Below are 13,232 nucleotides of genomic sequence, written 5' to 3'. Positions count from 1 at the left end.
CGAGGAGTCGATCTAGTTGAGCAGCAGCGTTTTTCGTCGCCGCATCTCGCCCACCGAGCAGTTGTATCTGTCGGCGCGGGAGGTACACCCGCCCTTCCTGATCCAGGTGGTGGTCGAAGGTGCGGGCGCGCTCGATGCGGCTCGACTGCAGCAGGCCGTCGACCTCGCCTCGCGGGTGCATCCGGGTGCGCGGCTGGTGCGGTCGGGCAAGGACTGGGTCGCGGGTGCGGTGACACCGCGCGTCCGGGTGGCGAATGCCGCTATCGACTACGACCATTTGACCGACGACAGCATTCTGAACACCCCTATCGCGCGACCGGATTACGTATCCGAGGCGCCCAACTGTGAGGTCGTGCTGCTCACCGCCGATCCGGTCACCGTGATCTTCCGAGCCTTCCACGGCGTCATGGATGCCAAGGGGCTGCAGATGTGGGCTACGGACGTCTTTCGGGCGCTGCGCGGTGCCGAGCCCGAAGGCGCGTCACACGCCACCACCGATCTCGATCTGGCTGTGCGCCTGGGCATTCCCGGAAGTCCGGTGCCGATGCGCCTGCGATTCCGCGCACCGGTCGGACACGGGGCCGATATCGCGGAGCGCCCCTTCCTGCTGCGGCATCGAACCGTGCGGGGGACGGCTTCCTCCGCTGTGGCGCGAATCAGCGAAATCGTCACCACCGTGAACGGTTCACGGTCGCGGATCATGGTTCCGGTCGATCTGCGCAGACACGATGGCGCGTTGCGCTCCACCGCGAACCTCACGCTGCCGTTGTTCCTGGACATCACGCCGGGAGAGAGCTGGCAGGAGATCAACGCCCGGATGCTGGCGGGGCTGATGCGGCGCGATGAGCTCAATCAGATGAAACAACCCGGGCTGGAACTGATTCCTGTTCCCATTGCGAAGAGAATCATTCGAGGCATAGAGACGCTCGGACGGCGGACGGGCCGAAACCTGTGCTCGGCCATCATTTCCCATGCGGGCAAGGTAGCGATCGCGGACTTCGCCGCACCGGATTTCACCCCGACAGCCGTCGTCGCCCTCCCCGCGCACACCGGGCTCGCGCCGATCAGTTTCGCGATCGTGGAATCGGAGCAGACGATCGGAATCACGGTGTCCTGCCGGAACGGTCGGGGTGTCGCGGAACGGCTCGAAAGCCTGCTGGACGCGATCGTCGTCGCGCTCGGAGAACCGGAGCCGGGCGCGTCGACGATGGTTGCCGCGACTGCGGAGGTAGACCAACTCGAGTCCGAGCGACCGGCGGGGACGCCGCTTACGACAACAGCGGAGCAGAGCCACAGTGTTCCCGCACGGCAGGCCGCGACACTGGTTCAGGTGCTTCGCGAGCAGGCCGCGATCCGCCCCGAGGGGCTCGCGGTCACCGGACCCGACGGAGCGCTCACCTATGCGCAATTGGGGGCGCGCTCCGCCGCAATCGCAGCACGGCTTCGCGAATACGGGGTGCGGCGTGGCGATATCGTCGCCATTCTCTCCGGTCGGACCCTGGCGGGTATGGCGGGGCAATGGGGAATCCTCGAGGCCGGGGCCGCCTTCCTGCCACTGGATCCCAAACACCCGAGGGAACGGATCGCTCAGACGTTGAGCGACTCCGGGACGCGCATCTGCCTGGTCGCGCGTCGGCACGCCGATCTGGTCGGCGACACCGTGCCGGTCCTGACGCTCGAGGATCTGCCCGAGAGCGGCGCGGAAGCCGTCGATGTCGCGGTCCTGCCCACCGACGTCGCCTATGTGACCTACACGTCCGGCTCGACCGGGCGACCGAAGGGCGTCAAGGTCACTCACGACGGCGTCGTGCACTATCTGCGCGCCGCACTGGACTGGTACCAACTCACCCCCGAGACCAGGTTCGCGCACTATCACACCCCCGCCGCCGATATGGCCTGTATGGCCATGGTGTCACCTGCCGTCGCGGGTGGCGCGGTACTGCTGGCACCCGGCGAGATCAACCATCTGACCCTGGCGGACATGCTGGGCGAGAACGGCGCCGACACTCTCTTCTTCACGCCGAGCCTCGCGGAAGTCGCACTGCGCCAGGGCATTGCACCGTCAGGTGTGCGTACCGTCGTGCTCGGTGGTGAGCAGCTCAGCCTCGACCTGGCCCGCCGAGTTCGCGAATTCTTCGGTCCCACTGTGCGATTGGTCAACAGCTACGGCCCCACCGAGGTCTCGCTGGTATGCACCTCGCATATCCTCAGCGACCATACGTCGCCGGGTGCGGCATCGACGCCCATCGGTGTGCCGTCACCGGGTACTACCGTGCACCTGCTGAATTCCGCAGGGCAGTCGGTGTCCGATGGCGAAGTAGGAGAACTGTATTTGGGTGGCCCGCAAGTCGCCGCGGGATACATCGATCGGCCTGAACTGACCGCGGCACGGTTTGTCACAGTGCGGGGTGAACGCACGTATCGGACGGGGGATCTGGTACGCCGTCTGCCCGACGGAACGCTCGAATTCATCGGCCGAATCGATCATCAGGTCAAAATTCGCGGCAATCGTGTAGAACCCGACGAGATCCGCTGTGTTTTGGAATCCCATCCCGACATCGCTGCCGCGTGCGTAGTCAGCCGACGCCGGGCCGAGCACAGCGATCATGTGCTCGACGCCTTCGTGGTGCCCGCCCCGACCACACCCGCAGGGCACTTGGACGACAGCGCACTACGCGACTTTCTGGCCGCCCGGCTACCGGTGTACATGATCCCCAGCAGCTTTCACCGACTCGCCGAACTTCCGTTGACCAGCAACGGCAAGACCGATCGTGCCGCACTCGTCGAACTGCGCGCCGCGGAGGTCGTGGACGAGTCCGACGTGAACTCGAGTTCGCCGCTCGCGAACGACACCGGCGCCGAGGTACGAGAGCAGGTCGCCGCGATCTGGGCGCGCGTCCTGCGTTGCGACTCGACGGATCTCGCGGCGGATTCGGACTTCTTCGCCCTCGGCGGTGACTCGCTCGCGACGGTGGAGATGCTTGCCCAGGTCTCACGGCAGATTGTCGGCACCGCGTCCGAACAGGCATTTGTCGCCCAGGTGGAGGGCCTCATCCATCATCTGACCCTGAATCGAGTATGCGAAGCCGTGGCCGTCGCGGCCGGTGCGGGAGAAGAGCGATGATCTTTATCGGAAGCGGTTCCCTGCTGTGGCGTGCAGTCGATTTCGCCGCGGGGGCCGGACACCTCGTCGATCTCGTCGTCGTACCTGTCGGCCAAGAATTGTCGGCAGGTAACCGGCGGCATCCGCTGCTGGCCTGCGCCGATGTGAACAACGACGCGGACCGACTGGCGAACGCCGCCACCGACGGCATCGTATTCTCCATCAACAACGCCACCATTCTGCGAGACCCCATCCTGAACAAGGGGTTCCGCGTCTACAACATCCACAACGGGCTTCTGCCCCGTCATCGCGGGCTCCCCGAAGCCGCCATCGCCTACGCGATCCTCAACGGCGACAATGCCTACGGCGCAACCCTGCACGAAATCGATGCCGACGTGGATACCGGTGCCATCATCGACGCCGAACGGTTCCCGATCACCCGTGCCGACGGATTCCAGGACATCATGCTCGAGGGCCTGAGAGCCTGCACGCTCCTCTTCGAGCGCAACCTGGAACCCATCGTCGCTAACCGCACCACCCCCATCCCCCAGCCTGCCGAAGGCAGCGGGTACTACGGCCGCGAATCTCTGCACGCCCTCCGCGACCTCGCCGATCACCCGGACTACTCTCGAGCCACCGACCTCGGCATCTTCTCGGCGTACTATCCCGACCTCGGTGAAAGACTGGCTGGGACGCGCACGAAGCGATAGGTCCGGCGCGTGGGGTTCTTGGCATTGGTCGCTGAGGCCAGCTTGACCGAGAACGGTATGACGACCTGGCTGCCCGGTGATTCGCGGGCCACCACCTCATCGAACGCGGCACGTATGGCACGTTGGACCGAGGGTGGCTGGTTGCGGACCAGGGCCGCGGTGCGGACGGTTCCACCGACGATCCCGGTCCATACCAGGTCGGTCGAGGCGACGGTATGGGTGAAGGCGATGGTGTGAATCGTGGTCTTCTCGAAGCCATTGCCTTCGAGGAGTCTATGCATCTCTTCGTCGTCGGCGAACCGGAAGAAGGGTGGTCCCGGCGGGATGTCGTCGGGTGGTTCGGCACCAGCGAGAGCGAGCGCCTCGGTGACCCACCCGAACAGGCGGGCCCGTGCGGGAACATCCCATACGGTGAGCGCCACCTTCCCGCCCGGCGCCAGCACGCGCGCGAGTTCGGCAACGCCGCGTTCGGGTTCGCCGAGGTGCAAGATAGCGAAGTTGGACACGGCGACATCGAATGTCTCGCTGGCACAAGGCAATTCACAGGCGTCGGCGCGGCTGAACTCGATACCGGGGTGCGCCTGACGAGCACTCGCCACCATGGCTTCGGCCACGTCCACGCCCCAGGGGTGAGCACCCCGAGCTGCGGCACGTCCGCTGAGGTTGCCGTGCCCGCAGGCCACATCGAGCAGTGTCGTACCACGGCTGACGCCGGTGACGTCGAGAAGCGGGTCGATCAGTCGATCGGTAATGGGATCGAAGAACCACTGATAGGTGGCGGCGGCATTCTCCCACCCGTGAGCCTCGAACGCATCGAAGTCGGCATGCGGTTCGGGTCCGCTGCCCCCGGGGGCAGCGGGGCGGGGACGGTCACTGTCGTGAATCATTCGGCTGGCCGCTCGCCGGGACCGGCCTGGTCGTGGAAGGCGGTCAGGCGGGCCACCCACTCGTGTGGGTGGGTGGTGTGCGGCAGGTGCCCAGCGCCCGTGTAGGTGTCGGTCTGCGCGGTGGGAACCAGCAGCGACAACTCGGCGATGACGGCGGGGAACAACGCGGGGCTCTCCGTGCCGTGGGTCAACAGGAGCGGCACGGTGGTCGCGGCCAGCGCCGCGGCGTCGATCGACAGCGCCGTGGGATCGCGAACCTCGTCGAGGTAGGTGGGTGCGTTGGCTTCCAGCACGGCTCGGAAAGCCGCGGGGAGTCGTTCCCAACCACCTGGACCGAGCGCCACGTTCTCGATGAAATGCTCGGCCGCACCACGATGGTCGCCCGTCTCGATCAGCCTCGCCACCGTTGACACATTCCGGTGGACCGCTGCCAGCGCTCGAGTGATGGCGGGGTCGTCAGCATCTTCGAGCAGGGCGAACAAGGGTGGTTCGTGGACCGCGGCGGTGACGATGAGGTCCGGCCGGGCGGCCACCAGAGTCAGGGTGACAATGGCACCGTAGGAGTTGCCGACGACGTGGACCGGCCCGCCGAGATACTCGATCAGGGCGGCCAGGTCGGCGGCGTCCTCAGTGCGGCTGCCGGGACTGTCACCGGCTCGGCTCCGGGAGTGGCCGCGCCGGTCCCAGGTCACCACCTCGTACCGTTCGGCCAGATCAGCCACCACGGGTGCCCACCCGGTGGCATCGGTCCACGACCCGTGGGTCAGGACGACCCGATCCCCCGTGCCGACGATCTCGTAGTACAGCGCGACACCGTTCACCGTGGCGGTTGGCATGTCTCCTCCTTCTTGTCGAAGAAGGCAACCATGACAAACGCCGCGCCTTTCCACATCGGGTGTTCACCCGATCTTGTCGCTTCGGCCCGGCTCCCGCTCCCCCGTTCAGCCCACCAGGTGGTGCCGCATGGCGAACAGGGTCGCCGCGGCGCGGGAGCGCACGCCGGCTTTGGTGTAGATGTGCTCGACGTGGGCGCCAACGGTTTTGGCCGAGATGCCCAATGTCTCAGCAATCTGTCGGTTGGTGGCTCCGAGAGCCAATCGGCTCAGCACCTCGACCTCCCGTTCGGTCAACCCGACTGGTCGCTCCACTTCCACCGGGGGCGCGGCGATGCCTACCGCGCCGAGTACCGCGTTGACATCGCCACGATCCATGGCGCCGCTGCGCGCCAGGCGCACCATCTGGGCAGCCACATCGGCTGGGCTGGGCCGCTCACCGCCAGGCGACGATGCCGCCGACATCTCATCGAACAGCACCGCACACGCCAGCAGACTCGACGCCTGATCCAGATCACCTGTGAGCCCCACCGGATAGCCGCTGCCATCCCGGCGCTCGTGGTGCCGCCTTGCCACCGTCGCCACCCGCTCCAGGCCGGGACACCGCGACAGCACCCGCGCGGTCCAGAGTGGATGGAGCCGGATCTGTTCCCACCCGGCGCTGCCAGGTCGATGCCGCGAACGCCACACATCGGTCGGCACCGCCACCACCCCGAGGTCGTGCACGAGTGCCGCCCGCGCCAAGGTGTCCGTGTCCGCCGCATCGAGGTTGGCCACTTCCCCCGCGCGCGAGGCGATCCGGGCGACGCGACGGGAGTACCCGGAACGTTCGGGCAGTTTCAAGTCCGCGAAGTCACCCAGCGCCGCCAACGCCTGGAGCAGGTCGGTGCCCGACACCCGCAGCCGAGGCGACGGCTCCAGGTCCAGAGTCGCATCCCACAGGTCGTCCTCGTAGTGGCACAGTGTCTCCAGCCCGATTCCGAGCGCGGCATCGACCACATCGGGGTCATAGGCGCGACCACGGCGCTCCCGCAATACCCGTCGGGCGGTGTCCACCCCGGCCTCGCGCACCCACAGCTCCGCGTCGCGGGCAACGATCGACACCCGCACCGACACCGGGATGTCCTGCCCGCCGATACCTGTTGGCACGCCCCGTCCGTCCCATCGGGCGTAGGCGACCTCCAGCGCATCGGCCACCCCGGCCGGAAGACCCATCTCGGTAGACAAACGAGCCGCCACCTCGCAGTGCGCGTCGAGCAGTTGTTCCTTGCCCCGGGGGTCGGTCAACGCTCGCGCCAACGCCAGCAGTCGTTGCGGGATGGGGTGGCCGGCCGCGACCAGGCTGACCATTCGAAGGACTTCCGCACGCGGCGAACCCATGGTCATCGGTGCCATACCCGCCAAGAACCGGATCTCGTCGCCACCGGCCAATGCCGCGACCTGATGCGCATCGGCTGTGCAACCCAAGAACCGCACCAGCGAGACATAGAAGACCTCGGGACGGGCCCGGGCCTCGAGGCCCAACCCATCGGCCAGTCGCATGGCGGTCAGGCATGTGCGCAACCCGTGTTCGGTCGGCTGACCAGTTCCCAGATCGGTGAACAGCGATGTCGCTGTACACAACTCGGCCAGCCGGACATGGTCCATCGCATCGACTGTACCGACATCCCGAACAGACAATGGGCGGATACGCCCGCTGAAATTGTCTCCCCCGGCAGCGGCACCACCTGCGACGACACAGGTGTCACAGCAAGCGTTCCGCTACGGCAGTGGCGTGAGGAGCTTGCCGAGGTCGGCCACGATCAGTTCCGCACCGATGGGACCGAGGCCGAGGAACCAGACGTCGTCATTGACGCGGAACGACTTTCCGGCCGCGACGGCGGGCAGGGCCTTCCAGCCGGCACCGTTGACAACGGTGGTCTCGCCGGTGGCGTCGGGTGCGCCGTAGGAGGTGTAGAAGATGACCGAACCGTCGGCGTCGGCGATGTTCTCGGCGGAGATCTCGACGGCGAGGTCGTCGATGTCCTGTTTCGCGGGGCGGGCGAGCCCGGCGTCGCGGAGGATCACGCCGAGCAGTGATTTGTTTCCGTACAGGCGCAGCCGGTCGGGCAGGAAACGCACCAGCGAGATGGTCGGTTCGCCCTCGACCTCGGATTTCAGCCGATCGATCGCGTCGGCATAGGAGGTCAGCGCCGCGGTCACCTCGTTCTCCATACCGAGCGCCGCACCCACCAGCAGGTGGTTCTCCTTCCACGGGAAGCCCGGTCGGATCGACAGCACGGTCGGGGCGATCTCGGCGAGCTGTGCGTACAGCTTCTCGACCCTGAGCTGACTGCCCAGGATCAGATCGGGTCGCAGTTCGGCAATCGCCTCGAGGTTGATCTCCTGGATGGAACCGACGGATGCGACGCCCTCGAGCCGGTCGGCCAGATAGGTCGGGACGGGCGACGCTCCCAGCGTGGTGGCCATCCCGACCGGCGTGATCCCCAGGGACAGAACGGAATCGAGCTCACCGGTATCCAGAACTACGACTCGTTGGGGCTTGGCTGGGATCTCGACGGTACCCATGGCGTGGGTGACGGTTCGCGGGAATTCGCCCGGCGCGGCAGCGGAACCGAGTTTCGCTGTCGCCTCATCGGCGGTGCCGAAACCCGGCTGGCCCGCGGCGACGTTGCTCCGCGCGTCCTCGGTGGTCGAGCAACCGGCCATAATGACGGCGGCGACGAGGGCCAGCGTCAATGCTCCGGTGGAGCGCGCGGCGCGTTGTCGGCTGGATCGGCGGAGTCGAATCATGGAGGTTAGATTAGCCTAAACTAACTTGACTGCATTACCGTGCCTCGCATGCTCGTCCGAAACAGGGCCACCGGTCTGCGCGCGATCTGGCTCATGGTCTTCGCCATCGCCGTGGTGGGTGTCGCGGTGTTGTCACTCATGGTCGGCGCGCGCCCGCTGGCCCCCGCGGCGGTACTGGACGCGCTGCTGACCACCGATCTGACCAATCCCGATCACGCCGTGGTGTGGGACGGCCGGGTCCCACGCACTGCGCTGGGACTGATCGCCGGGGTGGCCATGGGTGTGGCGGGTGCGCTGATCCAGGGGCTCACCCGAAATCCGTTGGCCGATCCGGGGATTCTGGGAATCAATGCCGGCGCTGCCTTCGGTGTTGTTCTCGCCGTGGGGATTCTGGGGATCGAGACGGTGCTGGGGTACATCTGGTTCGCTTTCGCCGGTGGCCTGGTCGCTGCCGTGGGCGTGTTCCTCATCGGTCGGGGTCGCAATGTCGATCCGGTGCGGCTGGTACTGGCCGGTGTCGCACTGTCCGCGGTACTGGAGGGCATGGGCCAAGCGCTCGCCCTGGTGAACCCTCAGGCGTTCGACCGCCTGCGTACCTGGAACGTCGGATCCATCGACATCGGGTCCACCCGGCCGATCATCGCGATCAGCGCGTTCGTGCTGGCGGGCGTGGTCCTGGCCCTGTTCACCGGTCGACGTCTCAATGCTCTCGCGATGGGTGATGAGGTGGCCGCGTCATTGGGTGCCGGGGTGCGCGGTACCCGTGTCATGGCCCTCGCCGCGACGACACTGCTGGCCGGTTCGGTGGCCGCGACGGCGGGTGTGATCGTCTTCCTGGGTCTCATGGTCCCGCATCTGGCTCGCTGGATATGCGGCCCCGACTACCGGTGGGTTCTCCTGTATTCGGCACTGCTCGGCGCGGTGATCCTCTTGCTGGCCGATATCGTCGGCCGGGTCGTGGTCCGCGGCGAGCTCGCCGCCGGAATCGTCGTCGCGGTCGTGGGTGCGCCCTTCCTCATCGCACTGGCCCGGCGGCGGAAGGTGATCGAACTGTGAGCGCGCAACGACTTTCGGTCGACCAGCGCACCACCACGCCGGAACCGATACCGGCGGGCGTGCGCCGCCGACGCTCGTACACGGTGCTGCGGAGCGACTCGCTGAGTCTGCGTATCCACCGCCGGACCGTCCTGGTGACCGCGACTCTGGTCGCGGCGACACTGATCCTCGCGGTGATATCGCTGGTGCTGCGGGGAGCGGGTGTGTCGCCGTCCGAGGCGTTCGCGGTGCTCATCGGAGACCACGGCGGTTTCGCCGCGACCGTGGTGTTGAAGTGGCGGCTGCCGCGGGTTGTCGCGGCCCTGGTGATCGGTGCGGCGCTCGCTGTCGCGGGTGCGATATTCCAATCGTTGACCCGAAATCCGTTGGGGTCGCCCGATGTTATCGGCTTCAACACCGGTGCCTACACCGGAGCGCTCGTCGTGATGCTTGCCGGATTCGGCAGCTTCGTCGCCACCGCGACCGGCGCGATGACAGGTGGCATGGTCGCCGCGGCGGCGGTCTATCTGCTCTCGCTGCGGTCCGGTTCTACCGGTCTGCGCATGGTGGTGGTGGGGCTCGGAATCAGCGCGATGCTGGCGGCGGTGAACCGCTGGCTGATCCGCGCCGCCGAACTCGACGCCTCGATGGCCATAGCGACCTGGGGTGCGGGCACATTGAACGGATTACGGTGGCCGCACGTCGTTCCCGGGGTGATCGCGTTGTTGGCACTGATCGTGGTGGCCGGGTGTCTGGCCCGGCGGCTGGATCTGTTCGATATGGGCGATGAGGCCGCGCATGGGCTCGGGTTGCCGTTGCGCTCGACTCAGCTGTCGCTGCTGGTGGTCGGCGTCGGTCTGACCGCGTGTTCCACCGCGCTCGTCGGACCGATTTCATTCGTGGCGTTGGCGGCACCCCATATCGCCCGTGCTCTCACTCGCGGTTCGCGGGTGTCGTTGGCGCCGGTCGCGGCCACCGGAGCGCTGATTCTCGTGGCGGCCGATCTCGCGGCTCAACGGCTGTTCGCCCCGACGCAGCTTCCGGTCGGAGTCGTCACCGTGACGATCGGCGGCATCTATCTCGTCACGCTACTGGCCAGGGAGGCTCGCCGATGACCGAAACATTCTCACCGCTCACCGCCACCGGTCTGCGCGTGGAGTTGGACCGGCAGACGGTGATACCCGGACTGGATTTCCAGGTGCGGCAAGGTCTTTTCACGGCGATCGTCGGCCCGAACGGGTGCGGCAAATCCACCCTGCTGCGTACCTTGATCAGATTGCTCACCCCCGTCGCCGGCCGGGTCGAACTGGATGGTCGCGATATGCGCGGTCGATCAGCAAGGGATGTGGCCCGGCGAGTGGCGCTGCTGCCGCAGAGCGCGTCCGCGCCCAGCGGAATCTCGGTGCGCGATCTCGTCGCCCGCGGCCGCTACCCGCATCAGGGTCTGCTGCGGCAGTGGAGCCGCGACGACGAGCGCGCCGTCGACGGCGCGCTCACCGCCACCGGACTGATCGAACTCGCCGACCGGCTCGTCGAGGATCTGTCCGGTGGGCAACGTCAACGCGCCTGGGTGGCAATGGTTCTCGCGCAACAGACCACCATCGCACTGCTCGACGAACCCACCACCTTCCTCGATATCGCGCACCAGTACGCGCTGCTCGAACTGGTCCGGGAACTGGTGGCGACCCAGGGTCGCACGATCGTCGCCGTACTGCACGACCTGCAACAGGCCGCCAGATACGCCGACCACCTGGTCGTCATGAAGGACGGGAACATCATCGTCGAAGGTCCACCCCGAGCAGTGCTCACGCCCGACCTGGTGACCGACGTCTTCGGAATCACCTGTCGCCTGATCACCGATGAACGCACCGGTGCCGTCATCGTGGTACCCGATGCGCTGCCGCGCCCCGATGTCTCGATGATCCCGCCGCTGAATCTCCCCGTCGAGGTCGGATAGTGCCCCACCTTCGGCAACTGCTCGGTCAGGCGGTCCGATTCCAGCCACACCGGCAGACCCGTCGCTTGGCAAGGGGCCTGGATGCCCTCGGCAGGTCCGGGCAGCACCCTCACCCGCGTATCCGCGCACTGACGAGGGTGACTGTACCCGTGCAATGACCCACATCGGAGCTCTGTTCGAACTCCCGGTCTTGTAAGTTAGGCCAACCGAACTTTATATTCAGGTGATGAAGGTTTGGTTCCGCCGCTCTCGACGTGCGCCGCTGCGCGCGTTCTTACCGATTGCTACGACGTGCGCCGCGCTCATCGCCCTGACCGCGTGCGGCGACACCGCGGCCCGCGGTGATAAGCCGGTGGTGCTGACCACGTTCACCGTGCTCGCCGATATTGCCCGCAATGTCGCGGGCGACCACTTGACTGTCGAGTCGATTACCAAGGTGGGGGCGGAGATTCACGGCTATGAGCCGACGCCCGGCGATATCCGCAAGGCATCCAAGGCCGACGTGATTCTCGACAACGGCCTCAATCTCGAAGCCTGGTTCGCGCAGTTCGTCGCCGACGTGAAGGTGAAGCATGTCGTTGTCACCGACGGACTTGTTCCGATCCCGATCGGCGCGGACGCCTACCAGGGCACACCGAATCCACATGCCTGGATGTCCCCACTGAATGTGCAGACCTACGTGGACAATATGGTGCGCGCGTTCAGTGAACTCGATCCCGAGCACGCCGACGATTTCCGCGCCAACGGCGACAAATACAAGGCACAACTGCAGCAGGTGCACACCGATCTGGTCAGTACGCTGTCGACCTTGCCGTCCAATGAGCGCGCCCTCGTGACGTGTGAGGGAGCCTTCTCCTACCTGGCTCGCGACGCCGGGTTGACCGAGCGGTACATCTGGGCGGTCAATGCCGAACAGCAGGCGACACCGCAGCAGATCGCCTCGACTATCGACTTCGTGCGGGCGAACAGGGTGCCCGCCGTGTTCTGCGAATCCACCGTCTCCGACGATCCGATGCAGCGCGTGGTGGAAGCGACGGGGGCCGCGTTCGGCGGAACCCTGTATGTCGACTCACTGTCCGAGAGCGACGGGCCGGTACCCACCTACCTGGACCTTATCCGGCACGATGCCGCGCTGATCAGCACCGCGCTGACGGGACGATCGTCATGACCGCGGCGATCGATGTCGACGGCGTCACCGTTCACTACGGTGATGTGCTCGCCCTCGACGGTGTCACGGTCACCGTTGGCACCGGGCGCATATGTGGCCTCGTCGGAATGAACGGATCCGGTAAGTCGACGCTGTTCAAGACGATCATGGGCCTGACCCGTCCGGACCGCGGCAGCGTTCGGATCAACGGCGGCACTTCGTCGAAGGCCCGGACCTCGGGGACGCTCGGTTACGTGCCCCAGAGCGAGGCCGTCGACTGGAGTTTCCCGCTCTCGGTGCGGGATGTGGTGATGACCGGACGCTACGGGCATATGGGTTTCACACGCCGCCCCCGTCGCGCCGACCGAGAGGCGGTCGCGCACGCGCTGGATCGAGTCGAGCTGACCGACCTGGCGGATCGACAGATCGGGCAACTGTCCGGCGGGCAACGCAAACGCGCCTTTGTGGCGCGCGGAATCGCCCAGGGCGCGACGGTTCTGCTTCTCGACGAACCCTTTGCCGGTGTCGACAAGCGTTCGGAGGCCACCATTACGGCGCTGCTGCGCGAACTGGCCACCGATGCCGTCACCGTGCTGATCTCCACCCACGATTTGCACGCGCTACCCGGACTCGCCGACGAGGCCATCCTGCTCAATCGACGTGTGCTGGCACACGGCGATCCCCGAGAGGTGTTGCGGCCGGAGCGTCTGGCACTGGCATTCGGAATGGACGTCCTCGACCGCGACGTGCTGCCGAAGGCGGGATGA

Annotated in this window: 11 protein-coding genes; 7 read left to right on the top strand and 4 right to left on the bottom strand. The window is 66.5% G+C overall.

Annotation, left to right across the window (positions count from 1 at the left end):
- Positions 1-16 precede the first annotated feature (16 nt).
- Positions 17-3,124 carry a non-ribosomal peptide synthetase gene (locus NU1_RS27885; RefSeq protein WP_067525975.1) on the top strand — a complete coding sequence of 1,036 codons (3,108 nt, stop codon included), beginning with the start codon at positions 17-19 and terminating at the stop codon, positions 3,122-3,124.
- Positions 3,121-3,813: a formyltransferase family protein gene (locus NU1_RS27880; RefSeq protein ID WP_067525973.1), complete on the top strand. Its 693-nt coding sequence runs from the start codon at positions 3,121-3,123 to the stop codon at positions 3,811-3,813. The genes NU1_RS27885 and NU1_RS27880 overlap by 4 nt, the downstream gene beginning before the upstream one ends.
- Here NU1_RS27880 and NU1_RS27875 read toward each other — a convergent pair.
- From NU1_RS27875 to NU1_RS27860, 4 genes are all read right to left on the bottom strand, one after another.
- Complete coding sequence (locus tag NU1_RS27875; RefSeq protein ID WP_067525971.1) at positions 3,765-4,700, bottom strand: class I SAM-dependent methyltransferase; 936 nt, start codon at positions 4,698-4,700, stop codon at positions 3,765-3,767. The two genes, NU1_RS27880 and NU1_RS27875, sit on opposite strands and share 49 nt — an antisense overlap.
- The gene (locus NU1_RS27870) at positions 4,697-5,536 is read right to left on the bottom strand and encodes an alpha/beta fold hydrolase (protein WP_067525968.1); all 840 of its coding nucleotides are present in this window, start codon (positions 5,534-5,536) and stop codon (positions 4,697-4,699) included. Before NU1_RS27870 ends, NU1_RS27875 begins: the two co-directional genes overlap by 4 nt.
- A 105-nt stretch (positions 5,537-5,641) precedes the next feature.
- Positions 5,642-7,180: an HD domain-containing phosphohydrolase gene (locus NU1_RS27865; protein WP_067525966.1), complete on the bottom strand. Its 1,539-nt coding sequence runs from the start codon at positions 7,178-7,180 to the stop codon at positions 5,642-5,644.
- Positions 7,181-7,294: 114 nt separating this feature from the next.
- Positions 7,295-8,326 carry an ABC transporter substrate-binding protein gene (locus NU1_RS27860; RefSeq protein WP_067525964.1) on the bottom strand — a complete coding sequence of 344 codons (1,032 nt, stop codon included), beginning with the start codon at positions 8,324-8,326 and terminating at the stop codon, positions 7,295-7,297.
- Positions 8,327-8,374: 48 nt separating this feature from the next.
- On the opposite strand from NU1_RS27860, the gene NU1_RS27855 reads away from it, so the two are divergent.
- The 5 genes from NU1_RS27855 (at position 8,375) to NU1_RS27835 (ending at position 13,232) form a co-directional block, all read left to right on the top strand.
- A complete protein-coding gene (locus NU1_RS27855) occupies positions 8,375-9,382 on the top strand; it encodes an iron chelate uptake ABC transporter family permease subunit (protein ID WP_245720344.1) in 1,008 nt (335 codons plus the stop codon).
- Between the two features lie 59 nt (positions 9,383-9,441).
- The gene (locus NU1_RS27850) at positions 9,442-10,476 is read left to right on the top strand and encodes a FecCD family ABC transporter permease (RefSeq protein WP_067526137.1); all 1,035 of its coding nucleotides are present in this window, start codon (positions 9,442-9,444) and stop codon (positions 10,474-10,476) included.
- Positions 10,473-11,318 carry an ABC transporter ATP-binding protein gene (locus tag NU1_RS27845; protein WP_067525960.1) on the top strand — a complete coding sequence of 282 codons (846 nt, stop codon included), beginning with the start codon at positions 10,473-10,475 and terminating at the stop codon, positions 11,316-11,318. The genes NU1_RS27850 and NU1_RS27845 overlap by 4 nt, the downstream gene beginning before the upstream one ends.
- Positions 11,319-11,544: 226 nt before the next feature.
- Entirely contained in the window at positions 11,545-12,486 is a 942-nt protein-coding gene (locus NU1_RS27840) for a metal ABC transporter substrate-binding protein (RefSeq protein ID WP_170264174.1), read from the top strand.
- Complete coding sequence (locus NU1_RS27835; protein ID WP_067525957.1) at positions 12,483-13,232, top strand: metal ABC transporter ATP-binding protein; 750 nt, start codon at positions 12,483-12,485, stop codon at positions 13,230-13,232. The genes NU1_RS27840 and NU1_RS27835 overlap by 4 nt, the downstream gene beginning before the upstream one ends.

It is taken from the genome of Nocardia uniformis NBRC 13702, from assembly GCF_001613345.1.
Lineage (GTDB): Bacteria > Actinomycetota > Actinomycetes > Mycobacteriales > Mycobacteriaceae > Nocardia > Nocardia uniformis.
This window is presented reverse-complemented; position numbering and strand designations above follow the sequence as displayed.